General features: G+C 69.3%; 21 protein-coding genes. 11 read left to right on the plus strand and 10 right to left on the minus strand.

The annotated features are described in order from the left end of the window. The first annotated feature begins 192 nt into the window (after positions 1–192). Positions 193–462 carry a hypothetical protein gene (locus ABT114_RS38990; protein WP_351148604.1) on the plus strand — a complete coding sequence of 90 codons (270 nt, stop codon included), beginning with the start codon at positions 193–195 and terminating at the stop codon, positions 460–462. Between the two features lie 85 nt (positions 463–547). On the opposite strand, the gene ABT114_RS38995 is transcribed toward ABT114_RS38990, so the two are convergent. Continuing rightward, the gene (locus ABT114_RS38995; protein WP_351148915.1) at positions 548–1,348 is read right to left on the minus strand and encodes a ferritin-like domain-containing protein; all 801 of its coding nucleotides are present in this window, start codon (positions 1,346–1,348) and stop codon (positions 548–550) included. 496 nt (positions 1,349–1,844) lie between these two features. Here ABT114_RS38995 and ABT114_RS39000 point away from each other — a divergent pair, with 496 nt between their 5' ends. Together ABT114_RS39000 and ABT114_RS39005 are read left to right on the plus strand one after the other, a co-directional pair. Continuing rightward, a complete protein-coding gene (locus tag ABT114_RS39000) occupies positions 1,845–4,424 on the plus strand; it encodes a DEAD/DEAH box helicase (RefSeq protein ID WP_351148607.1) in 2,580 nt (859 codons plus the stop codon). A 107-nt stretch (positions 4,425–4,531) separates the two neighbouring features. Beyond that, a complete protein-coding gene (locus tag ABT114_RS39005; protein WP_351148610.1) occupies positions 4,532–5,401 on the plus strand; it encodes an alpha/beta fold hydrolase in 870 nt (289 codons plus the stop codon). Positions 5,402–5,496: 95 nt separating this feature from the next. On the opposite strand, the gene ABT114_RS39010 is transcribed toward ABT114_RS39005, so the two are convergent. Continuing rightward, the gene (locus ABT114_RS39010) at positions 5,497–6,405 is read right to left on the minus strand and encodes an NYN domain-containing protein (RefSeq protein WP_351148917.1); all 909 of its coding nucleotides are present in this window, start codon (positions 6,403–6,405) and stop codon (positions 5,497–5,499) included. 218 nt (positions 6,406–6,623) lie between these two features. On the opposite strand from ABT114_RS39010, the gene ABT114_RS39015 reads away from it, so the two are divergent. Next, positions 6,624–6,776 (plus strand): DUF8834 family protein, encoded by a 153-nt coding sequence (locus tag ABT114_RS39015; protein ID WP_351148613.1) that lies wholly within the window; start codon positions 6,624–6,626, stop codon positions 6,774–6,776. A 110-nt stretch (positions 6,777–6,886) separates the two neighbouring features. Here the strand turns inward: ABT114_RS39015 and ABT114_RS39020 are convergent, their stop codons facing one another. The 3 genes from ABT114_RS39020 to ABT114_RS39030 form a co-directional block, all read right to left on the minus strand. Beyond that, complete coding sequence (locus tag ABT114_RS39020) at positions 6,887–7,492, minus strand: MarC family protein (protein ID WP_351148616.1); 606 nt, start codon at positions 7,490–7,492, stop codon at positions 6,887–6,889. Between the two features lie 55 nt (positions 7,493–7,547). Next, complete coding sequence (locus ABT114_RS39025) at positions 7,548–8,405, minus strand: PHP domain-containing protein (RefSeq protein WP_351148619.1); 858 nt, start codon at positions 8,403–8,405, stop codon at positions 7,548–7,550. Between the two features lie 128 nt (positions 8,406–8,533). Further along, complete coding sequence (locus ABT114_RS39030) at positions 8,534–9,175, minus strand: DUF6758 family protein (protein ID WP_351148622.1); 642 nt, start codon at positions 9,173–9,175, stop codon at positions 8,534–8,536. Positions 9,176–9,371: 196 nt separating this feature from the next. On the opposite strand from ABT114_RS39030, the gene ABT114_RS39035 reads away from it, so the two are divergent. Continuing rightward, the gene (locus tag ABT114_RS39035) at positions 9,372–10,595 is read left to right on the plus strand and encodes an MFS transporter (protein WP_351148625.1); all 1,224 of its coding nucleotides are present in this window, start codon (positions 9,372–9,374) and stop codon (positions 10,593–10,595) included. 41 nt (positions 10,596–10,636) lie between these two features. On the opposite strand, the gene ABT114_RS39040 is transcribed toward ABT114_RS39035, so the two are convergent. Then, positions 10,637–11,233 (minus strand): suppressor of fused domain protein, encoded by a 597-nt coding sequence (locus ABT114_RS39040; protein ID WP_351148627.1) that lies wholly within the window; start codon positions 11,231–11,233, stop codon positions 10,637–10,639. A gap of 472 nt (positions 11,234–11,705) precedes the next feature. Between ABT114_RS39040 and ABT114_RS39045 the strand changes: the two genes are divergently transcribed. Both ABT114_RS39045 and ABT114_RS39050 read left to right on the plus strand, forming a co-directional pair. Then, a complete protein-coding gene (locus tag ABT114_RS39045) occupies positions 11,706–12,836 on the plus strand; it encodes a magnesium and cobalt transport protein CorA (protein ID WP_351148630.1) in 1,131 nt (376 codons plus the stop codon). A gap of 23 nt (positions 12,837–12,859) precedes the next feature. Beyond that, positions 12,860–13,375 (plus strand): hypothetical protein, encoded by a 516-nt coding sequence (locus tag ABT114_RS39050; RefSeq protein ID WP_351148632.1) that lies wholly within the window; start codon positions 12,860–12,862, stop codon positions 13,373–13,375. Between the two features lie 144 nt (positions 13,376–13,519). Here the strand turns inward: ABT114_RS39050 and ABT114_RS39055 are convergent, their stop codons facing one another. After that, positions 13,520–14,275: a hypothetical protein gene (locus tag ABT114_RS39055; RefSeq protein ID WP_351148635.1), complete on the minus strand. Its 756-nt coding sequence runs from the start codon at positions 14,273–14,275 to the stop codon at positions 13,520–13,522. Positions 14,276–14,504: 229 nt separating this feature from the next. On the opposite strand from ABT114_RS39055, the gene ABT114_RS39060 reads away from it, so the two are divergent. From ABT114_RS39060 to ABT114_RS39070, 3 genes are read left to right on the plus strand one after another with little or no spacing between them, the layout of a single operon-like run. After that, positions 14,505–15,788, plus strand: a complete 1,284-nt coding sequence (locus tag ABT114_RS39060) for a magnesium transporter MgtE N-terminal domain-containing protein (RefSeq protein WP_351148637.1) — start codon at positions 14,505–14,507, stop codon at positions 15,786–15,788. Beyond that, positions 15,778–16,383: a DUF1003 domain-containing protein gene (locus ABT114_RS39065; protein WP_351148639.1), complete on the plus strand. Its 606-nt coding sequence runs from the start codon at positions 15,778–15,780 to the stop codon at positions 16,381–16,383. The genes ABT114_RS39060 and ABT114_RS39065 overlap by 11 nt, the downstream gene beginning before the upstream one ends. A gap of 43 nt (positions 16,384–16,426) precedes the next feature. After that, complete coding sequence (locus ABT114_RS39070) at positions 16,427–17,560, plus strand: Mrp/NBP35 family ATP-binding protein (protein WP_351148642.1); 1,134 nt, start codon at positions 16,427–16,429, stop codon at positions 17,558–17,560. Between the two features lie 128 nt (positions 17,561–17,688). Here the strand turns inward: ABT114_RS39070 and ABT114_RS39075 are convergent, their stop codons facing one another. Then, entirely contained in the window at positions 17,689–18,075 is a 387-nt protein-coding gene (locus tag ABT114_RS39075) for a hypothetical protein (protein WP_351148644.1), read from the minus strand. Between the two features lie 175 nt (positions 18,076–18,250). Here ABT114_RS39075 and ABT114_RS39080 point away from each other — a divergent pair, with 175 nt between their 5' ends. Beyond that, the gene (locus ABT114_RS39080) at positions 18,251–20,842 is read left to right on the plus strand and encodes a DUF6185 family protein (protein WP_351148646.1); all 2,592 of its coding nucleotides are present in this window, start codon (positions 18,251–18,253) and stop codon (positions 20,840–20,842) included. A 48-nt stretch (positions 20,843–20,890) separates the two neighbouring features. Here ABT114_RS39080 and ABT114_RS39085 read toward each other — a convergent pair whose 3' ends face one another. Next, positions 20,891–21,547 (minus strand): hypothetical protein, encoded by a 657-nt coding sequence (locus ABT114_RS39085; protein ID WP_351148649.1) that lies wholly within the window; start codon positions 21,545–21,547, stop codon positions 20,891–20,893. Positions 21,548–21,793: 246 nt separating this feature from the next. After that, entirely contained in the window at positions 21,794–22,231 is a 438-nt protein-coding gene (locus ABT114_RS39090; RefSeq protein ID WP_351148651.1) for a sec-independent translocase, read from the minus strand. Positions 22,232–22,469: the final 238 nt, after the last annotated feature.

Genomic DNA, 22,469 nt, shown 5'->3' on the forward strand with positions numbered 1-22,469 from the left:
ACGCTGGTGTTGGCGGTGACGTTGACCGTCATGCCGAACATGCCGATCGGGGCCCCGTCGCCGGGCCCCTCTGATCGTTTTCTCCACAAACGGAGCACAACTCACCCACAGGGGAGGATTGCATTCCGCAGGTCACGGGTATGACGGGCTACGACCTTGGTGCACAGTCCGGCCGCCTGGGAGGGACCCGACATGATCTTGGAAGCGCTCGGTTCGGCTGTGCTCGGTGTCCTGCTGGCATGGGCGGCGAACCACCGCTTCTCCCACCGCCTGCCGAACCGCGCCCTGGTGTTCGCGACAGGCGTCGCCGGAGCTCTCTTCGGTGACTTCGTCACCCACAGCGCGCTGGGCCCCGGCAGCGTCCTGCCGAGCCTCCTCGGCGCGGCGGTCATCTCCACCGCCTCGCTCTCGCTGCTGCTCCGCCCCGCGGGAAGACTCCGGCGACGATCGGCACCGGCGTAACCGCCGAAGACTCTCGTCGCCATCAAGAGCACCGCCACAGCCCCCGCCGGCCCGCGGGTTCGTCACCGCACTTCCGGCGGAGCGCTTAGGCGGCCAGCCCCAGCGCCGCCATCCGCTTGGTGTGCGCCTCGGTGATCCGGGAGAACATCCTGCCGACCTCGGCGAGGTCGAAGCCGTCCGCGACACCGCCGACGAGCATCGTCGACAGCGCGTCCCGGTCGGCGACCACCCGCTGGGACTGCGACAGGGCCTCGCCCATCAGCCGCCGCGCCCACAGCGCGAGCCGTCCGCCCACGCGCGGGTCCGCGTCGATGGCCGCGCGCACCTTCTCCACGGCGAAGCCGGCGTGCCCGGTGTCGTCGAGGACCGCCAGGACGAGCTCGCGTGTGTCCGAGTCGAGGCGGGCCGCGACCTCACGGTAGAAGTCGCTGGCGATCGAGTCGCCGACGTACGCCTTGACCAGCCCCTCCAGCCAGTCCGAGGGTGCCGTCTGCTTGTGGAATCCGTCGAGCGCGGCAACGAAGGGCTCCATCGCGTGGGTCGGCTCCTCGCCGATCTCCGTGAGCCGGTCGCGCAGCCGCTCGAAGTGGTGGAACTCGGCCGACGCCATCTTCGCCAGCTCGGCCTTGTCCGCCAGCGTCGGCGCCAGCTTGGCGTCCTCCGCGAGCCGCTCGAACGCCGCCAGCTCGCCGTACGCCAGCGCGCCGAGCAGGTCCACGACCGCTGCCCGGTACTGCGGCTCGGTGGAGGCCTGCGCCCAGTCCTGGGCGGCGACTCCGGTGTGCTCGACGGATCCGGTGGACTCGGCGGCCTTGGCGGGTGCGGCGGGTGCGGCGGCGGTTTCGGAGGCGTTCTCGGGCTTGTCAGAGCTCGTCATGAAGCGCACAATAGCTCGCCCGCCGCGCGACGGAAGTCCCTGGTCAATCAGTGTGACCACGACTACGTGAATCGGTGTGACGACGACTACGTGACCGAATCGGCCATCACGTGTGCGCGATTCCAGGGTATGGTGGTAATGCGCCTGCTGGTACTGACTCGTACCTCGACAGGCCGCACGTATGAGGATGCCCGGTCGGTGGCCCGATCGGCTCCGACCCGACAGCCCTCCCTGACCGTACGGCACTGTGCGTACGACGATCGGAGGGAACCCTCAGCGGTTCGAGCGCTAGAGCGTCGGCAGTGGTCCCGTGCCCTACGGCCTATCCGTAAGGCAGCCGACGTCCCCCCGGCACGGTCCCGACACGACCCCCGCGCTCGCCTCGCACCGCCCACACAGAAGAGGCAGCACCCTGACTACGACGTTCCGAGAGCTCGGGATCCTTCCCGAGACCGCCGAGGCCCTTGAGGCCGTCGGCATCATCAATCCCTTCCCCATCCAGGAGATGACGCTCCCCGTTGCCCTGACCGGCACCGACGTCATCGGCCAGGCCAAGACCGGCACCGGCAAGACGCTGGGCTTCGGCCTCCCGCTCCTCGAGCGCGTGACCGTCCCCGCCGACGTCGAGGCCGGGCGTGCCAAGCCCGAGGACCTCACCGACGCTCCGCAGGCGCTCGTCGTCGTCCCCACTCGCGAGCTGTGCACGCAGGTCACCAACGACCTGCTGACCGCGGGCAAGGTGCGCAATGTGCGCGTCCTCGCCATCTACGGCGGCCGGGCGTACGAGCCCCAGGTCGAGGCCCTCAAGAAGGGCGTCGACGTCGTCGTCGGCACCCCGGGCCGACTGCTGGACCTCGCGGGGCAGAAGAAGCTCGACCTCAAGCACATCAAGTCGCTCGTCCTCGACGAGGCCGACGAGATGCTCGACCTGGGCTTCCTGCCCGACGTCGAGAAGATCATCAACATGCTTCCGCCGAAGCGCCAGACCATGCTGTTCTCGGCGACCATGCCGGGCGCGGTCATCGGCCTGGCCCGCCGTTACATGTCACAGCCCACGCACATCCGCGCCACCGCGCCGGACGACCAGGGCGCGACCGTCGCGAACATCGCGCAGCACGTCTACCGCGCGCACTCCATGGACAAGCCGGAGTTGGTCGCTCGCATCCTGCAGGCCGAGGGCCGCGGTCTGGCGATGATCTTCTGCCGTACCAAGCGCACGGCCGCCGACATCGCCGAGCAGCTCCAGCGCCGCGGCTTCGCCTCCGGCGCGGTCCACGGCGACCTCGGCCAGGGCGCCCGTGAGCAGGCGCTGCGCGCCTTCCGTAACGGCAAGGTGGACGTCCTCGTCTGCACCGACGTCGCCGCGCGCGGCATCGACGTCGAGGGCGTCACCCACGTCATCAACTACCAGTCCCCCGAGGAAGAGAAGACCTACCTGCACCGCATCGGCCGGACCGGCCGCGCGGGCGCCAAGGGCATCGCGATCACCCTCGTCGACTGGGACGACATCCCGCGCTGGCAGCTGATCAACAAGGCGCTGGAGCTGGACTTCAACGACCCGCCGGAGACGTACTCCACGTCCCCGCACCTCTTCGACGAACTGAACATCCCCGCGGGCACGAAGGGTGTCCTGCCGCGCGCGGAGCGCACGCGCGCCGGCCTCGAGGCGGAGGAGCTGGAGGACCTGGGCGAGCCGGGCGGCCGCGGGGCACGCGGTCGCGGTGGCCGCGGTGACCGTCCCGACCGGGGCGACCGGGGCGACCGGGGCGAGTCCCGGTCCGCCGACCGCGAGCGCCCGGCCCGTACGCCGCGTCGCCGCCGTCGTACGCGCGGTGGTACAGCGCTGGACGCGACGCAGCCGATCGCGTCCGAGGCGACCACCGCACCCGAGCAGACGCCCGCGGCGGAGGACGGCACCGCGTCCCGTACCCCGCGCCGCCGTCGCCGTACCCGCGGCAGCTCGGGCCTGGAGTCGACGCCGGCCACGGCGACGACCACCGAGTCCCCGGTAGCGGAGACCGCCGTGGCAACGGCGGAGGGCACCGTCCTCGACGCCCCGGAGGCCCCGGAGCAGCCGCGCCGCCGCCGTACCCGCAGGTCCGCGGTGGCGACGGAGACGCCGGTGGCCCCGGCCGAGACCACGCAGGTCCCGGAGCAGGCACTGACGGAGCCCGCCGAGGCCGCGGCCACCACGCCGCGCCGCCGTACGCGCAAGGCGACGGTTGCCGCTGAGGCGGCGGTCGACACCGCCGAAGCCACCGAGGCAAAGCCCCGCCGCACCCGCAAGACCGCGGTAGCCGCCCCGGAGACGACCGAGGTGGCGGAGACGGCGGAAGCCAAGCCCCGCCGTACGCGCAAGGCGACGGTTGCCGCTGAGGCGGCGGTCGACACCGCCGAAGCCACCGAGGCCAAGCCCCGCCGTACCCGCACCCGCAAGGTCACCGAGCCGGAGACGACGGCCACCGCCGACATCCCGGCCCAGACCGCGCAGGAACCGGAGCCCAAGCCCCGCCGCACCCGCAAGACCGCGGCAGCAGCACCCGCACCGGAGGCAGAAGCCGCCGAGGCGAAGCCCAAGGCACGCCGCACCCGCAAGGTCGCAGCCGCGGCCGAGACGGCCGTCGAGACCGCCGAAGGCACCGAGGCCAAGCCGCGCCGCACCCGCAAGACCGCGGCAGCCGCCCCGGAGACGACCGAGGTGACGGAGACGGCGGAAGCCAAGCCCCGGCGTACGCGCAAGGCGACGGTTGCCGCTGAGGCGGCGGTCGACACGGCCGAAGCCACCGAGGCCAAGCCGCGCCGCACCCGCAAGACCGCGGCAACAGCAGCCGAGACGGCCGTCGACACCGCCGAAGCCATTGAGGCAAAGCCCCGCCGCACCCGCGCCCGCAAGGTCACCGAGCCGGAGACGACGGCCACCGCCGACATCCCGGCCCAGACCGCGCAGGAACCGGAGCCCAAGCCCCGCCGCACCCGCAAGACCGCGGCAACAGCACCCGCACCGGAGGCAGAAGCCGCCGAGGCGAAGCCCAAGGCACGCCGCACCCGCAAGGTCGCAGCCGCGGCCGAGACCGCGGAGAGCTGAGCGGAGAGCTGAGCACAGGTCCGAGGGCCCGGTCCACATACGTGGGCCGGGCCCTCGGCGTTTCGGCGCCCACCGCGCCGTTCCGCCGTTCCCGATAACCTCCCCCCGTGACCAACCCCACCGCCTTCGACACACCCCCCGGCGCTCGCGCCTACCCCCTGCGCACCGCGCGCGGTGAGTTCGCCGTCGTCGACATGCCCGCGGTCGCCGACACCGAGGTGAAGGGCGTGGCGTTGATGCTGCCCGGGTTCACGGGGAGCAAGGAGGACTTCAACCTGGTGCACGAGTCGCTCGCGGTGCGCGGGTACCGCAGCGTCGCCGTGGACGGGCGGGGGCAGTACGAGTCCGACGGGCCGACCGAGGACGAATCGGCGTACACGCGGGCCGAGTTGGCGCGTGACGTGCTCGCGCAGGCCGAGGCGCTCGGCGCTCCCGTGCATCTCGTCGGGCACTCCCTCGGTGGCCAGATCGCCCGCTCCGCCGCCCTCCTGGACCACTCCCCCTTCGTCTCGCTGACCCTCGTCGCCTCGGGTCCCGCCCAGATCTCCGTCTCCCAGGAGCAGCGCGTGAAGCTGCTGCGGGACGCGCTCGCCGTGATGACGATGGCCGAGATGTGGGAGGCGATCCGGGCCATGGGGCCGCCCGAGGAGGTCGGCGGCCCGGCCCGCGGTCTCGGCACCCAGGAGCAACTGCGCCGCCGCTGGCTGGGCACCAAGCCGGCCCAACTCCGCGCCACGGGAGGACAGTTGTGCAGCGAGCCGGACCGAGTCGACGAACTCGCAGCCCTCCCGCTGCCGTTCCACGTCCTGTCGGGCGCCCGCGACGACACCTGGCCGGTGACCGTCCTGGACGAGATGGCGGTACGACTGGGCGCGCACCGGACGGTCGTACCGGGCGCCGAGCACTCACCGAACCTGGACCAGCCCCTCCCCACCGCCCGCGCCCTCGCCGACTTCTGGGACAAACACACTCGGTAGTCCCATTCGTCGCCGGCAGACACCGGAAAGCCGGCCCCCGGAGAGATCTGGCCCCCGAAGAGAGCCGGCCGAGAGAGCCGGCCCCCGGAAAAGCCCTAGTACTGCGTCCGCAAGTGCTCCCAGAAGCCGTCCCGCAGCGCGCGCCGCAGGTCCGCCTGGCCGCGGAGTGAGTACGAGAGGAGCCCCTCGGCCTCCACCAGCAGGTCCTGGTCGACCGACCCGGGCAGATACGGATGGCCGGGCAGGAGTTCCACCAGTGTGTCGCGGCCACGCGCCGCAAGCCACTTCGCGGCGACCTGGGCGCCCACGAAACGGACGTCCTCGCGCGTGGGCCGGGCGGCCCCCGCCGACGACTCGTATGCCGGAGCGGTGCGCCGGAACACGTACGGCTTGAAGAAGTCGAGGTCGAGGGTGCGCTGACTGTCGACCTCCCAGAGGAGGGGTTCGGCCTGGTTGCGGCCTTCGGGGGACTCGATGCCCCACAGGTGGACCCGGGCGCCGTATCCCTGCGCCGCCTCGACGGCCGACACCAGGTCCTCGTCGCCGCCGAGGAGCGCGGCGTCGCTGATGGATCGGTGCCGGGCCAGTGACTCCAGGTCCGACCGGATCAGGGAGTCGACGCCCTTCTGCTGGTTGTTGGCATTGAGGTTGCCCAGGCGCACCTTCACGTCCGGCAGTTCCGCGATGGACTGCTGCTCGGCGGTGTGGATGCGGCGCCGGGCGCCGTCGTACCAGTAGACCCGCAGCAGCCTGCTGTCCGCGAAGATCGTGCGGGCACGGTCGATGAGCGCCTCGATCAGTCCCTCGGCGTCGAGGTCGAAGGCGCGGCGGTCCTCGGTCCCGGCCACCAGCCGGCCGGCGGCCGCGTACAGGTACCCCGCGTCGACGAAGATCGCATGGGTCGAGGGCGTCTTCGCCACCTCGGCAAGCATGCGCTGGAGCAGTTCGTTGGTGCGGTCGATGCGGGCCGCCAGGGCCTCGAGGTCGTCGTTCATCGCGTCCATTGTCCCGGCGGTCACGCTGCGAACACAACTGGTCCCGTTCAGTCTCCACAAACCCATCTACCGGTCGGTAGTTAGACGTTCGAAAAATTTATTTAGCGTAGGGAATGTCTGTAACACGCAGCGCGTTAGCTAGGTATGGAACAAGGGGCACTGCCGCCCCATGGGCCTTACGCCAAGTAGTTCTCCTCAGGAGGATGACCAGACGAAGGGGGAAGCCAATGCGCTTCGAAATCCTGCGACTCGACGACATCGACGGCACGCCCGTGGACACCACCGTCGTAGACGCCGCCTCCGTCAACCGGATCGTTCAGCAGGCCGCCGCCATCGGGCAGCGGCTGTGGATCCGTCCGGCCGACACCTCGGCCTCATAACACTCGGATCACCATCCACAGACTTCAGAGCCCCGTGAGGCAGCCGGTACGACCGGCGCCCCACGGGGCTCTGTGCGTTCCGGGGCCCGCACGCGGGCAGCGGTTCGGGCTCAGCCGGCCCGGATCACCTGAGTGACCCCGTTGATGATCTGCTGCACGGCGATCGCGGAGAGCATCATGCCCGCGAGCCGGGTCACCAGGACCACGCCGCCGTCCTTGATGACGCGGATGATCAGCAGCGAGTACCGCATGACCAGCCACAGCACGACATGGATCGCGAGGATCGCCGACCACACCGACACCTGTGAGGCCACGTTGTCGGCCTTCTGCACGGCCAGGATGACGGACACGATCGCACCCGGGCCCGCCAGCAGCGGCATGCCCAGCGGTACGAGCGCCACGTTGACGTCCTTGGTCTGCTTCGGCTCGTCGGTCTTGCCGGTGAGCAGGTCGAGCGCGATGAGCAGGAGCAACAGGCCGCCCGCGATCATCAGCGCCGGCACGGACACGTGCAGGTAGTTCAGGATCTGGTGCCCGAGCAGCCCGAAGACAGCGATCACACCTCCGGCCACGCACACGGCCTGGAAGGCCATGCGCTTCTGCACCTTGGCGGGGCGTCCGGCGGTCAGCGCGAGGAAGATCGGGGTGACCCCAGGGGGATCCATGATGACAAAAAGGGTCAGAAAGAGGGAGCCGAAGACGGCGACATCGAACACGGGTGAGCAGGCCTTGCGGGAGAGATGAGTGAACGGGGGCGCGCGGAGGTGAGTCTCAGACTCCGCCGGTCCCCGGGACCGGGAACGCTCCGGTCGCCCGCCGGGTGATCTCCCCGTACACCTCGGGGTCCGTCGTGTACTCGCCGAGCGAGACCGTCTTCCGGCTGCCGTGGTAGTCCGAGGATCCCGTGACCAGCAGCCCCAGGTCGGCGGCCAGGGCGCGCAGCCGCACCCGTGCGTCCGGGTCGTGGTCCATGTGGTCGACCTCGATGCCGTCCAGTCCTGCGGCGGCCATCTCGGCGATCGCCGACTCCGGCACCGTACGGCCCCGCTTGGCGGCGGCCGGGTGCGCGAACACCGCGACTCCCCCGGCGCCCTTGACCAGCCGGATCGCCTCGAACGGGTCGGTCTCGTGCTTCTCCACGAAGGCCCGGCCGCCGTCGGCCAGCCAGTCCTGGGTGAACGCGTCGCCCACGGTCGGCACGACGCCGAGCTCGACGAGCGCGGAGGCGACATGCGGCCGCCCGACCGAGCCTTCGCCGGCGATCCGCGCGACCTGCTCCCAGGTGACGGGCACGCCCAGCTCGTTCAGCTTGGCGATCATGCCCCTGGCGCGCGGCACCCGGTCGTCGCGTACCAGCTCGCGCTCGGCGAGCAGGGCGGGCTCCTCGGGGTCGAAGAGGTAGGCCAGCATGTGCATGCTGACGCCGTCGATACGACAGGACAGCTCGGCGCCGGTGACCAGCGTGAGCCCCTCCGGCAGCGCGGCGGTCGCCTCGGCGTACCCACGAGTGGTGTCGTGGTCGGTCAGTGCGACGACGTCCAGTCCGGCCGCGGCGGCGTTACGCACCAGCTCGGCCGGGGTGTCCGTACCGTCGGAAGCCGTGGAGTGGCAGTGCAGATCGATGCGCACGACGCGAACTCCAGGCGGTGACGGGGCGGAAGGGGACGCTCCAGCATAGCCGGAAACCGGAGCACCCCTGTCACACCCTCAACCCTGGTACGCCCCCTACAGCCATCCTCCAGCCGCGCGGCCAGCCCCTAAGGTTCCAGCAACCGCGGTGACAGCGCCCCGCACGGCACCAGCTCCAGCTCGGCCCCGGCGTCCCGCAGATCGGTCAGCACCAGCTCGTCGTACATCAGCAGCCCCGACTGCTCGGGCCACACCACCGCCCACAGCCACAGCCCGAGCGCCTCGCCCGCGAAGACGGCGCGGTCGTCGGGGGCGCCGGAGACATGCCAGAGCGGGGTCGGGCGGCCGGCGGCCAGGACCTTGGCCTGGGGCGGCTTCTCGACGTTCATGTACGGCCCCGGGTCCGGGCCGTCGATGCCGGCGTACCGCGCGCCGAGGCCGACGCCGAGCTCCTCGGCGACCAGGATCAGTTCACCCATACCGCCGAGCGGGCCGGGCCCGGAGCAGGCCACGACGGTGGCGCGGCCGCCACTGCGCTCGTCGCCCGCGTAGGTCACACCCGTGAACAGCCAGCCGACCGGCAGCGGCCACGGCATCCACACCGGCACCTGGGTGCGGTGCACCACGACACTGAGCGCCTCGACGCTGGGCGGGATCACGGGCTGCAGCGGATACACGGTGCCGTGCACATCACACTGCCAGGAATCGGCGAAGAGTCCGGGAGCCCTGACCCGGCCACCACACTTCGGGCAACTGGGTTCGCCCCTCATAGGGCCCCACGGTCCTACCCCGGCACGCCCACGTCAAGGACGATCACCCGTCCGGACGGAACCCGCCGCCGACCGGTCGCCACCCCGACGCCGATCCGTCTCCACTCGAAAAAACTACATGTACCTTGCATTAATTAGCCGACCTAACTTACTGTGTGTATATACCAACTATCTCCTCTTCGGATTGGAGAACCCAATGGACCCCCTCGACGCCGGATCCGGCGGCCTCCTGCGACAGCCCATGGCGGTCTGGGCGACGGCCGGCGCATCGGTCGTCGCGTTCATGGGCATCGGCCTCGTCGACCCGATCCTGCCGTCCATCGCCCAGGGCCTGAACGCCACAGCAAGCCAGGTCTCCCTGCTCTTCACCTCGTACTTCCTGATCACCGCCGTCGCGATGCTGGTGACGGGCTTCGTCTCCAGCCGCATCGGCGGCCGCAAGACCCTGCTGCTCGGCCTCGCCTTCGTCGTCGTCTTCGCGGGCCTCGCGGGCACGTCGAACTCGGTCGGCCAACTCGTCGGCTTCCGGGCCGGCTGGGGTCTCGGCAACGCGCTCTTCGTCTCGACGGCCCTCGCGGTCATCGTCGGCGCGGCCGCGGGAGGAAGCGCAGCCGCAATCCTGCTGTACGAGTCCGCCCTCGGCCTCGGCATGGCGTGCGGCCCGCTGCTGGGCGCGCTGCTCGGCAACGCCAGCTGGCGCTACCCGTTCTTCGGCACCGCGTTCCTGATGGCGGTCGGCTTCCTGTGCATCACGCTGTTCCTGAAGGAGCAGCCGAAGCCCGCGCGGAAGACGTCCCTGCTCGACCCGATCAAGGCGCTCGGCCACGGCGGACTGGCCTCGGCGGCGACCTCGTCCTTCTTCTACAACTACACGTTCTTCACCGTGCTGGCCTTCACGCCGTTCGTGCTGAACATGACGCCGTACAAGTCGGGCGCGGTCTTCTTCGCCTGGGGTGTTCTGCTCGCCGTGTTCTCGGTGTTCGTGGCCCCGCGGGTGCAGGAGCGGTTCGGCTCGGTGAAGGTGCTCGGCGGCTCGCTCGTGCTGCTCGCCGCCGACGTACTCGTCCTCGGCTACGGCGACCACACCACGGCCGTCGTCTGCACGATCCTGTCCGGTGCCTTCATCGGCGTGAACAACACCGTCTACACCGAGCTGGCGCTCGGCGTCTCGGACGCACCACGCCCGGTGGCGAGCGCGGGCTACAACTTCGTACGGTGGTTCGCGGCCGCCGCGGCGCCCTACTTCGCGCCGAAGATCGAAGAGTGGAGCAACATCCACATCCCGTTCGTGGTCGCGGCGATCACGGCCGTCATCGGCGCGGTGGTGGTCTTCGTACGACGGAACGCCCTCACCCACGAGGCAGAGGAGCTTCAGACGCGGCACGCGACAGAGGACGGCGTCACTGTCTTCACCAACTGACTGTTTCCGGCCAGGGGTTGGTGAGCTTGCTCACCTTGTACTCACTCCAGCGGGACGGACTTGCGGGACGGATCCCGCAGGTCCGTCCCGTTCGTCAGCCAGCGCTCCTGGAGGGCCTGCGCGCCGTGCACACGCTTCCAGGCGGCCTCGTTCGGCGTCATGGGGAGCAGGGGCAGGAACCGTACGGGGTCGAGCGGCTCGTCCAGTTCCAGGTCCTCGACCAGACCGCCCGGCTCGGCGACCAGGACCGAGGTGAAGGGGGCGCCGGGCCACAGCGGCCCGCCCACGTCGAGGGAGGCGCCGGGGGCCACGATCAGGCCCTCGACCTGCGGGGACGCGGCGAGCACGGCGAGCGGACGGAGCACCTTGTCGGTGTCGGCGATGCCCGCGCGGACGGAGAGGACCAGCTCGGCGCGGGGGCCCTTGACCGGGTCGGCGAGCACCGCGGTGGGGTCCGCCATGGGCTGCGCGGACATGCCGAGCGTGGCGTAGCGGACGACGGCGCCTTCCCTGGAGTCGTCCAGGAATCGCAGCACCTCGATGCGGTCCGTACCGAGGAAGGTGACCGCGGCGCGCGCGTCCGGCTCGCCCAGCGCGGTGCGCAACCGGGCCTCGACCAGAGGAAGAACATCAACCATGCGGCGAGCATAGAACTCGTCAGCACCGGGCAAAGCAGCACCTTGACACTTCAGTCGGCTGATACTCTTGCCCGGTGGTTCGGGGCAGCACGCAGAAGCGTCGCGATCAAGCCCCGACGCCGATGGGACTCCCTTACGAGGGACCGGCCGGAGGAGGTGGGGCTGCAATGGACCGAAGTCGACCTGGCAGTACCACCCGCTCTTCCGGCCGCTGATGTAGCTGCTCTGGCTCTGGCTGGCTGCCACCTCTCGCGCCCGTATCACTACGGAAGAGCACTTCGTTTTGCCTGATCTGTCTGATCCGTATGACCTGAATCAGTACCTGTATCAGTAGCGAAGCTCGCCACCGCAACGGTGCGGTGCTCCCCGCTTTGTGGACGTGCCAAACATCCGCAGTCAGGACGTCCCCATTCCGGGTAGTTCCACCCGTTCACCGGCGGCCTTTCGTTGCTCGTTGCGAAGGAGCCTGCCCATGTCGATGATCCGCGACCTGCGTGCCGTGGTCCGTCCGTCCCGCGTCTCGCCGCGCAAGGACGGCCTGCGCATGGACAGCGGCGTGTACGACACCACCCGCGACCCCTCGACGCCGTCCGCCGTCGTGGACTGCGCCGTCTACCGCGACGGCGCCCGTGTCGCCACCGCGAAGCCGCTGACCCCGCACGAGGCGATGCGCCAGGTGCGCCGCGACGGTGGCTTCGTGTGGATCGGCCTGCATGAGCCGACCGAGGCCGAATTCGCCGGTATCGCCGGTGAGTTCGGGCTGCACCCGCTGGCCGTGGAGGACGCCGTGCAGGCGCACCAGCGGCCGAAGCTGGAGCGCTACGACGACTCCCTGTTCACGGTGTTCAAGACCATCCACTACGTCGAGCACGACCGGCTCACCGCCAACAGCGAGGTCGTCGAGACCGGCGAGGTCATGTGCTTCACCGGCAGGGACTTCTTCATCACCGTCCGGCACGGCGGCCAGGGTTCGCTGCGCGCGCTGCGCCACCGCCTCCAGGACGACCCCGAGCTGCTCGCGAAGGGCCCGTCGGCCGTGCTGCACGCCATCGCCGACCACGTCGTCGACGGCTACATCGCGGTCGCCGACGCCGTACAGGACGACATCGACGAGGTGGAGACGGAGGTGTTCTCGCCGGGGCGCAAGGGCAGCCCGCGCGGCACGGACGCCGGCCGGATCTACCAACTCAAGCGCGAGGTGCTGGAGTTCAAGCGCGCGGTGTCGCCGCTCGTGCGCCCCATGCAGCTGCTCAGCGAGCGGCCGATGCGGCTGGTCGACCCGGACATCCAGAAGTACTTCCGGGACGTCGCCGACCACCTCGCCCGCGTCCAGGAGCAGGTCATCGGCTTCGACGAGCTGCTCAACTCGATCCTCCAGGCCAACCTCGCGCAGGCGTCGGTCGCCCAGAACGAGGACATGCGGAAGATCACGTCCTGGGCCGCGATCATCGCCGTACCGACGATGGTGTGCGGGGTGTACGGCATGAACTTCGACTACATGCCGGAACTGCACTCGAAGTACGGCTACCCCGTCGTCATGTCGGCGATGGTGGCCATCTGCCTGGGCATCCACCGCACGCTGAAGCGCAACGGCTGGCTCTGACAGCGCCTGGTTAGGCTGGGCCCATGACAAGCGAGCTGCTCGACCAGGCCCTCGTCGAGGAGGCCACGAAGAAGTCCGGCCTCATCTGGGTCAGGGGCGCCGGTGTCCCGGCCGCGCGTGCGCTGTGGCACGTGTGGCACGAGGGCGCGGCGTGCCTGATCGGCGACGGGCCCGGGGAGCAGCCGCTGCCGGGGCTGGCCGACGGGACCGAGGCCGAGGTCACCGTCCGCAGCAAGGACAAGGGGGGCCGGCTGGTCACCTGGACGGCGAAGGTCGTCGAGCTCGCGCCGGGGTCCGAGGAATGGGCGGCGGCGGTCGCCGAGCTCAAGGGCAAGCGCCTCAACGCGCCCGACGGCGAGGCGATGACGGACCGCTGGTCCCGTGAGTGCCGGGTGCTGCGTCTGGAGCCGACGGGGGCGATCGCGCCGCTTCCCGACGGCTCCCTGGCCGAGGCGCCGGTGCCGACGCCGGCCACGACCCGACAGCCGATCCCCGCGGGACTTCACCGGCTCCTGCTGAAGAAGCGCAAGCGCCGCTGAGCAGCCTTGACGAAGTCCGGTGCGGTATCGCGCCCCGCAAGGGGCGCGGGGCCGTGTCGACATGCGGCTCCGCCGCGCGGGCGCGACCAGCCCCCCACCGGCCCGCGGGTTCGTCACCGCGCTTTTCAACGGAGCGCTCAGCCGCTACGACGTCGGCAGCTGCTTCCCGTAATCCACGGTGTCGTCCTTCGCCGGTTCCTTGACGGTGAAGTCCTTGCCCCAGTCGGAGAAGGCGAGCGTCCCCGCGCCGCCCGCCCGCACCAGGCGCAGCGGATACGGCTTGCCCTCCAGGGAGACGTCCAGCGTGCCGCCGGAACCGTCGTCGCCGGTGATGCGGATCGTGCGGACACCCGACTGCTCGTGGTGGCCGTCCGTCCCGAGCGTGCCGTGCAGGGTCAGCAGACCGTCGAGGAGGACGTCCTTGTCCGTGAAGCCGCTGAACTTCTTGTACGCGGGGTCGTCCTGCGGCACCTTCACGTACTTGCCGTCGAGCTTGTCGGCGGCCGCCGTGTCCGTCCCGCCGTCGTCGGCCTTGCCGTCCTCGTGGCTCCAGAACCCCGCGCCGGCCTTGAGAAACAGCTGGTCATCGATCCGCAGCAGCTGAAAGGTCACCCCTTCCGAGGTGACCGACCCGGTCCCGCCGTCGGACTTCAGGCGCATGTCGAGCTTGTAGGTGCTCCCGCTGGCGACCACGGTGCCCGACAGCCGCACCGCGTCCACGGACGAGGCCGCCGTTCTGGTTCTGGTCTGGATCTGCTCGGCGGGCAGCTTGCCCACCCCGTTCGTGCCCGAGTCCGGGTCCGAGCTGCACCCCGTCAGTCCCGTTCCGGTCACGACCAGGGCGCACAGCGCGCTCACCAACACGGCCCGGCGGCCACGGCCCTGGGGAATCGCAGTCACAGATGGGGCTGCCTTTCTCGCGGGTCCTCAACGCAGTACGGCAGCGTACCGGGGTCCCGGACGACGAGCGGAGTCAGTCCGTCCGGACCGCTCACCAGGGCGTTACCGATCGGGACGGGCTAGCCTGAACCCCACCCGAGCGGGCAATCCGAAGAAGAAGGGGAAAGCAGCAGAAAGCATCGGAAAGCAGCACAGGGCGATACGCCCCGTAGGAAAAGGAAGCGCAGCCATGGCAGCCGGCGCCCCCCGGATCTTCGTCTCGCACCTCGCCGGTGTCCCGGTCTTCGACCCGAACGGCGACCAGGTGGGGCGCGTCCGCGATCTGGTGGTCATGCTGCGCGTCGGCCGACGGCCCCCGCGCCTGCTCGGGCTGGTGGTGGAACTGTCCACCCGCCGCCGTATCTTCCTGCCCATGACCCGGGTGACCGGCGTCGAGTCCGGCCAGGTCATCACCACCGGCGTGGTCAATGTGCGCCGCTTCGAGCAGCGGCCCACCGAACGCCTCGTCTTCGGCGAACTCCTCGACCGGCGCGTCACGCTGGTGGAAACCGGCGAGCAGGTCACCGTGCTCGACCTGTCGGTGCGGCAACTGCCCGCCCGCCGCGACTGGGAGGTCGACCGCGTCTTCATGCGGAAGGGCAGGAAGAGCAGCGCCTTCCGGCGCGACAAGGGCGAGACGCTGACCGTCGAGTGGTCCGCCGTCACCGGTTTCTCCCTGGAGGAGCACGGGCAGGGCGCCGAGAACCTGCTCGCCACCTTCGAGCAGCTGCGCCCCGCCGACCTCGCCAACGTCCTGCACCACCTCTCCGCGAAACGGCGCGCGGAGGTCGCCGCCGCCCTCGACGACGACCGTCTCGCGGATGTCCTGGAGGAGCTGCCGGAGGACGACCAGATCGAGATCCTCGGCAAGCTGAAGGAGGAGCGTGCCGCCGACGTCCTGGAGGCGATGGACCCGGACGACGCGGCAGACCTGCTCTCCGAGCTCCCCGAGGAGGACAAGGAGCGGCTGCTGAGCCTGATGGAGCCCGCCGACGCGGCCGACATGCGGCGCCTGATGTCGTACGAGGAGCACACCGCGGGCGGTCTGATGACGACCGAGCCGATCGTGCTGCGGCCGGACGCCACCGTCGCCGACGCCCTCGCGCGGGTCCGCAACCCCGACCTCTCCCCCGCCCTCGCCGCCCAGATCTACGTCTGCCGCCCGCCCGACGAGACGCCGACCGGCAAGTACCTCGGCACGGTCCACTTCCAGCGGCTGCTGCGCGACCCGCCGTACACCCTGGTCAGCGCGATCATCGACGACGACCTGCAACCCCTCGACCCGGACGACGCGCTGCCGCTCGTCGCCGGGTTCTTCGCGACGTACGACATGGTCGCGGCGCCCGTCGTCGACGAGGCGGGCTCGCTGCTGGGCGCGGTGACCGTGGACGACGTACTGGACCACATGCTGCCGGAGGACTGGCGGGAGACGGAGTTCGACCTCGACGAGGAAGCAACCGGTCATGGCTCCTGAGCGCGAGACCACCCGCGAGCGGACGCCCGCGGGCGCCACCGCCACCACCCGGCCGCGCGCCCGGCTGGACCAGCCGCGGCCGCCCCGGCGCCGGATCCTGCCCGAATGGGACCCGGAGGCCTTCGGGCGGCTGTCGGAGCGGATCGCGCGCTTCCTGGGCACGGGCCGGTTCATCGTCTGGATGACGGTCGTCATCATCCTGTGGGTGGTGTGGAACGTCTCCGCGCCGGAGCGCCTGCGCTTCGACAACTACCCGTTCATCTTCCTGACCCTGATGCTGTCCCTCCAGGCCTCCTACGCGGCCCCGCTGATCCTGCTCGCGCAGAACCGGCAGGCCGACCGCGACCGGGTCAACCTGGAGCAGGACCGCAAGTCGAACGAGCGGTCGATCGCCGACACCGAGTACCTCACCCGCGAGATCGCCGCACTGCGCCTGGGCCTGGGCGAGGTGGCCACCCGCGACTGGATCCGCTCCGAGTTGCAGGACGTGGTGAAGGAGTTGGAGGAGCAGCACCCGAACGGACATGTCGTATTCCCGGCAGAACGGTCGGAACGGTCGGAACGGTCGTCCGCACGTGACGTAGACGACCGCTGACGGGCTTCCCGCGGCCCCCGCCCGGCGCCGTACCATCGTCCTTATGGCTACGGAAGACGCGGTGCGCGAAGCACTGGCGACGGTGAACGACCCCGAGATCAACCGACCGATCACCGAACTGGGGATGGTCAAGTCGGTGGAGATCGGCGCGGACGGAGCGGTCGCGGTCACCGTGTACCTGACGGTCTCCGGCTGCCCGATGCGCGACACGATCACCCAGCGCGTGACGGAGGCGGTCTCCCGGGTCGAGGGCGTCACCCGCGTCGACGTCACCCTCGACGTGATGAGCGACGAGCAGCGCAAGGAGCTGGCGACCGCGCTGCGCGGCGGCCAGACCGAGCGCGAGGTCCCCTTCGCCAAGCCGGGCTCGCTGACCCGTGTGTACGCGGTCGCCTCCGGCAAGGGCGGCGTCGGCAAGTCGTCGGTGACGGTGAACCTGGCGGCGGCGATGGCGGCCGACGGTCTCAAGGTGGGCGTGGTCGACGCCGACATCTACGGCCACTCCGTGCCGCGGATGCTGGGCGCCGACGGCCGCCCCACCCAGGTCGAGAACATGATCATGCCGCCGTCGGCGAACGGCGTGAAGGTCATCTCCATCGGCATGTTCACCCCGGGCAACGCCCCGGTCGTCTGGCGCGGCCCGATGCTCCACCGCGCCCTCCAGCAGTTCCTGGCGGACGTGTACTGGGGTGACCTGGACGTGCTCCTGCTCGACCTGCCCCCGGGCACGGGCGACATCGCCATCTCGGTGGCGCAGCTGGTCCCGAACGCGGAGATCCTCGTCGTCACCACCCCGCAGCAGGCGGCGGCCGAGGTGGCCGAGCGTGCCGGCTCCATCGCCGTCCAGACCCACCAGAAGATCGTCGGCGTGGTCGAGAACATGTCCGGCCTGCCCTGCCCGCACTGCGGCGAGATGGTCGACGTGTTCGGCACGGGCGGCGGCCAGGCGGTAGCCGACGGCCTCACCCGCACGACCGGCGCGACCGTCCCGGTCCTCGGCAGCATCCCCATCGACGTACGCCTGCGCGAGGGCGGCGACGAGGGCAAGCCGGTGGTCCTCACCGACCCGGACTCCCCGGCGGGTTCCGCGCTGCGGTCGATCGCCGGAAAGCTCGGGGGGCGGCAGCGGGGTCTTTCGGGCCTGTCGCTGGGGATCACCCCGAAGAACAAGTTCTAGGAGTTCTAGGAGTTCTAGGAGTTCTGCGAGGAGTTCCAGCCAGGGCTTCTAGCCAGGGCTTCCACGAAGAAGGGGCGCCGTCTTTCACGGACGGTGCCCTTCGTCGTATGCCCTTCTTGTGATCGCCGTCAGTGCTCGCGCCCCGGGCACAGGTCGAGCGAGCTGCACAGCAGGATCTCCTGGTAGGAGCCCCCCTCGGAACCCGCTCCCTGCTCGCGGTCGGCATGCGGCACGAACCGCCACTGTGACGCCTTGATGTGCCGTGTGCTGTCCACCTTCTCCACGTGGGCGTGGAGCGTGCGCGCTCTGGAGTCGTTCGTCTCCACCAGCACCTCGTCCGCGGCGAGTGGGAAGTGATCGTGCAGAAGGCACAGGCCGAAACGGTTCAGGTTGCCGTGCTTGGCCAGCACCGCCACCAGATCCCGGACGAACGCCGCGTCCTGGGGGCCCAGACCTTCGGCTTCCTCGAAGCGGGGAAGCCGATTCCTCGCAGCGGACACACTTGTTTCGGTCATGACCCCTCCGTCAAATAGTCGGCGATCATCTGATTCCATCATCAGCCACTGACCGATTTCCTGCAATTCCGCAGCCCACGGCCGAAGGAGTGGGCTGCCTGACCTCCTGCCGTGTGTCTTGGTGTGACCCATAGAACGCACGTCTAAATTCTCCGGGCAGGAGGTGTCGGGGGCTATGACGAAGATGCGGTGGTGGCAACTTCTGTCGCTGGTGGTCATCGCGGTGATGTGGTGGGGATGCTCCCCTGCGGAGGCGCGGCAGGATAATCATGACATCTGCCTGACGGATCAACTCAAAGCCAGCGATGTTGACGCCACGATCCGGTTCGATCCGCACGGCAAAAATTACGTCAAGGTCTATTCGGGTATGACTGTCACGGTACCCGTGAACGAATGGCGGCTGGCAAGGCATCTGACATTCAGTGAGGAATCCACGGAATATCGGACGGCGATGCGCTGCCTGCTGCGAGGACAGGACAATTCCCGTCGCCTCAACGAATGGCGCACCCACGACCCGGCGGTAACCTCCGAAAATGGCACGGTTACAGTTCGGTACGACTCCTTCGCCTGGATCAAGGGTTACAACACCTTTCAGCTCGGCCCTTGGAGGATCGCCAGGATCGAGGGACAGAAATGGAACGTTTCCCTCCGGCCACCGACGCTGCAAACAATTCCCTGGCGGCATGTCGAGGCCAAGCTGGGCGGCCTCAATTTCAATGATCGCTATGGGAAGGCATCCTCTTCCGACGGGAACGGGCTGGAATGGAACAACCAGCTTCCCGAGCGCATCATGATCGAAGTCGAGCTACCGTGGCAACGGTCCTGGACCCTGACCTACGATCAGTCGTTCTGGAGTTCGGTAGGCGTTGCCGCGTGGTGGGTGTGCGGCTCGATCGTGATCGCACTGGCCGCGTTCCGTACCCAACGTTCGTACGCATCGCCCGCGTTCGGGACGTCGGCACCCAGGTGGCGGGTCGGCAACATCGTCGGCAGGCGCGGCGAAAGCCCCGCGCAGTCAGTTCTGCACTGGGCCCTGCTCAGCGGAGCAGTCGCCCTGGTACTGATTCTGATCATCTCGCAGCAGCCCGTCACACCCCGATGGCGCACGCTCATCTGTATTGCCGCCGGCCTGGCCCTGATCCTCGCCGCCCGCCCTTGGGGCCACAGCCCGTCACCCGCGGTCCCGAACGCCTGGACCGACGAGTCCGACGTTCCGGGCGGCCGCCGACGACGGCAGACTCATGCCGTCATCGGATGCGCCTCGACGGTGGCGGCGGCCGGCCTGCTGGTGGTGCTGGCCCCTGAACTCTTCGGCCTGTCTCCGACCCTGGATTCGGTTGGCCCGCCGACCGCCTTCGGCAAGGTCGGGTATGCGCTCATGGGCCTGACGACGGTGTGGTTGTGGCTGGCCGCGATGACCGCATGGGCATGGCGCTTCGCATGCGAAGGAGGACTGGTCCGCACTCGCTGGACCGCCAGGTGGGACCATGCGCCGGTTCGCTGCGCCGTAGCCGCCTCAGTCCTGCTGGGGGTGATCGCCGGGGGCCTGCTCGCGTGTCTCTGGTGGGCAAACGAAAACCAATGGGAACGGGTCACCTGGCTCACCGACCAAAAAGGTCCCGCTGCACACGGGGTATACGTCAGCGATTATCTGGCGAATTTCTCGTACACCATCCTCACCTGGATTTTCTCCTACAGCTGGGTTTTGACGGGTATCGCACTCTTCGCCCTGCTGAACTTTCGCACCAAGCCGCAGCGGGTTCAGGGCGGCCCTAAGGAGGTATTCTCCTTGGGACCGGAAAGGCCCGACCTTCTGCTGGTCGTCGTCGTATTTGCCTTCACCGTGGGACTGAGGGGCGCCACGATCACAGGCACCAACGCGCAGTACAGTATCTGGCTCTGGCTGAACATCGGCTCACTGTTCATGGTTCTTGCCGCGGGGCGGCGATGGTCGGTGCTGAGCCAGATGGGGCTTTGCTTTTACTTGCAGAGACTGGGTACCAGTAAGCGCCGACGCGAACTGATGGAAAAAGCCCATGAGTACCGCAATCTGAACCACCGACTACGCTTGTTGGAGCAAGGGCGCGCCGGTGACACGACACGCGAGCAGTTGGAGGATCAACTGCGTCAGCAACGCCAGTGGCTGGCCGCCGGATGCGACAGGGAAAATCCACCCGCGCAGCTTTCCGTACTGGACACCGCCCTGGCTTGGGGACCGGAAGACCATTGGTGGTCCAATGCCCTGCATGCCGCACGTCTGGCATTCTGCTTCGGAATTCCCGCCAGCGGCGCCCTCATGTATGTGGACATGGCGAGCGACTGGGGTTTGATGCAGTTTTCCCATGAGCCCACTCGGATTCCGAGTGTCGTCACGAGTTTCATTGCCTATCAGGTGGCGTGGGCCGGTGCGGGATTCGTCCTGGGCGCGCTGTGGCGTCTGCTGCCCGGCCGCCGCGGCCCTGTTCGCGCGTGGAGCCTGACCTTCGCCTACGCCGTGCCGGCCTGTCTGACTGCTTTGATCATCCAGGTCATTGATGCGGACTTCGGCCTGCTGCTCCTGTATTCGGTGCTCATGCTCACCATCCTGACGCTCACCAGTATCTGGATGGATACGGCGACGTTCAGGCAGGAGCGGCAGTACTGGCCCACCCGTTTCGCTTTGCTGCAGTCGATCTACCAACTGGGCGGCTTCTCCGGACAGGTCACCTGGCTTCTCGCCCAGGTCGTGGCTGCCGTAGGAATTTGGCGCACATTGGTCAAAAGCTAGTGGGACCGGACCGCCGCATTGCCGCGACGGTCCCCCTTGATGCCGTGCCTAGGCGTAGGCAGAAATGTCCTTGATCATGGCGAAGCCAAGACCATACGCACTCATGCCCCTCCCATACGCCCCCACGTGCACCCCTTCCTGCGTGGAACCCGCGAGCACCCAGCCGTACTCGGACTCCCGGTAGTGGAAGGGCGTGGGCGCGCCGTCCACGGGCAGGGAGAGCGTGGACCAGTCGGGACCGCCGAGGTCGTCGGCCAGCACCCACGCCGTTTCCGTCTGCTGCTCCAGCCAGGAGTCGCGCAGGCTGTGGTCCATGTGGCCGGGCCAGGTGAAGGACAGCAGCCCCACTCCGGCGAGCCAGGCCGCCGAGGACACCGAGGTGGCCTCCAGCAGGCCGGTGCCGTCCGCGCTGCGCCGCACCGGGTTGGCGGCGACGGTGACCACGACCGCGAAGCGCTCCTTGTCCTCGGTCGCCTCGTTGCGGATGGAGGGCTCCTCACCGTGCCCGATCGACCCGTGTTCGACGGCGCCGTCGGCCGCCGTACCGACCTGCATCAGCCAACGCGGCCCCGTGAAGGCCTCGTCGAGGCCGTACCAAGGGAAGGGCGCCAGCAGGTAGCCGTCGACCGTGCGCCGGTCCGAGGGGAGCTGCTGTCCGCCCTCCGCGGCCGGCGCCTGCGCGACTGCCCCACTTGTCGTCTCCATGTGCCGGACGCCTCCTCGCTCTCGTCGGATCCGGGCAGCCCGCCCCCCTTCGGGCGTACTCGTCCGGTCCGCGCAACAACTCGGCAGCATAGCCACCCCGCTCCGGGCAGCCGGGAAACCGCCCGGCGCGTGGGTCGCTCCGGCGCCCGGTTCAGGCCCTACCGGGCGGCGGCGGAATGTGAAACGCGTCACGTACGCCAGGGCGTGCGTGACGCGTCGTGGGCTCGACAGCGCGGGTACGGGCGCTCAGGTGGCGTCCGCATCGAACGGCGGGCGCTCGTCGCGGCCGTCGGAGCCGTCGGGCTTCTTCGTCATGTCGATGCGGCCGCCCGAAGAGGTGGAGGGGGACGACGACTCGGTGTCGCGACTGTGCACCGCGTCCGTGACCTCGGCCATCTCCTTCTTCAGGTCGAAGCCGTTGCGGATCTCCTTGAGCCCCAGCTCGTCGTTGTCCAGCTGCTTGCGGATGAACGTCTTGGGGTTGAGGTCCTCGAACTCGAAGTCCTTGAACTCGGGGCCCAGTTCCTGGCGGATGTCCTGCTTGGCGCTCTCCGAGAACTCACGGATCTTCCGGACCGTGCGCATCACGTCCTGGATGACCTTCGGGAGCTTGTCCGGACCGAAGACGAGCACGGCGAGGACAACGAGCGTGATCAGCTCGAGCGGTCCTATGTCATTGAACACCTGAAGCTCCTTGCGATGTCCTCGGCCCTCGGCCCTCGGTGGTCTGTGCGGTCTTCCGTGGTCCGGGCCGGGTCCACGGTACCCGGCCCACCTGTCCGACCGGTACCGTCCTGAGGCGTCCGAGTGCATGTAGGCGACCGGTTTTTCGCGCTGTTTGCCTTGTCAGGCCCGGAATCGCGCCCTGACCTGTGAGGATTCTGTCAATCGCGGCCGAAGCCGGTCCCCGGGCGATGCCATG

Origin of the sequence: Streptomyces sp. NPDC002088 (assembly GCF_040296605.1) — a bacterium.
In the GTDB taxonomy this organism is placed as follows: domain Bacteria; phylum Actinomycetota; class Actinomycetes; order Streptomycetales; family Streptomycetaceae; genus Streptomyces.

Bases quoted from the DNA above. Each gene is read 5' to 3' on its own strand.
- ABT114_RS39015 (WP_351148613.1), top strand. From the start codon at position 6,624: ATGCGCTTCGAAATCCTGCGACTCGACGACATCGACGGCACGCCCGTG.
- ABT114_RS39000 (WP_351148607.1), top strand. From the start codon at position 1,845: ATGACGCTCCCCGTTGCCCTGACCGGCACCGACGTCATCGGCCAGGCC.
- ABT114_RS39045 (WP_351148630.1), top strand. From the start codon at position 11,706: ATGTCGATGATCCGCGACCTGCGTGCCGTGGTCCGTCCGTCCCGCGTC.
- ABT114_RS39035 (WP_351148625.1), top strand. From the start codon at position 9,372: ATGGACCCCCTCGACGCCGGATCCGGCGGCCTCCTGCGACAGCCCATG.
- ABT114_RS39080 (WP_351148646.1), top strand. From the start codon at position 18,251: ATGACGAAGATGCGGTGGTGGCAACTTCTGTCGCTGGTGGTCATCGCG.
- ABT114_RS39065 (WP_351148639.1), top strand. From the start codon at position 15,778: ATGGCTCCTGAGCGCGAGACCACCCGCGAGCGGACGCCCGCGGGCGCC.
- ABT114_RS39040 (WP_351148627.1), bottom strand. From the start codon at position 11,233: ATGGTTGATGTTCTTCCTCTGGTCGAGGCCCGGTTGCGCACCGCGCTG.
- ABT114_RS39030 (WP_351148622.1), bottom strand. From the start codon at position 9,175: ATGAGGGGCGAACCCAGTTGCCCGAAGTGTGGTGGCCGGGTCAGGGCT.
- ABT114_RS39075 (WP_351148644.1), bottom strand. From the start codon at position 18,075: ATGACCGAAACAAGTGTGTCCGCTGCGAGGAATCGGCTTCCCCGCTTC.
- ABT114_RS39010 (WP_351148917.1), bottom strand. From the start codon at position 6,405: ATGGACGCGATGAACGACGACCTCGAGGCCCTGGCGGCCCGCATCGAC.
- ABT114_RS39070 (WP_351148642.1), top strand. From the start codon at position 16,427: ATGGCTACGGAAGACGCGGTGCGCGAAGCACTGGCGACGGTGAACGAC.
- ABT114_RS38990 (WP_351148604.1), top strand. From the start codon at position 193: ATGATCTTGGAAGCGCTCGGTTCGGCTGTGCTCGGTGTCCTGCTGGCA.
- ABT114_RS39050 (WP_351148632.1), top strand. From the start codon at position 12,860: ATGACAAGCGAGCTGCTCGACCAGGCCCTCGTCGAGGAGGCCACGAAG.
- ABT114_RS39060 (WP_351148637.1), top strand. From the start codon at position 14,505: ATGGCAGCCGGCGCCCCCCGGATCTTCGTCTCGCACCTCGCCGGTGTC.
- ABT114_RS39085 (WP_351148649.1), bottom strand. From the start codon at position 21,547: ATGGAGACGACAAGTGGGGCAGTCGCGCAGGCGCCGGCCGCGGAGGGC.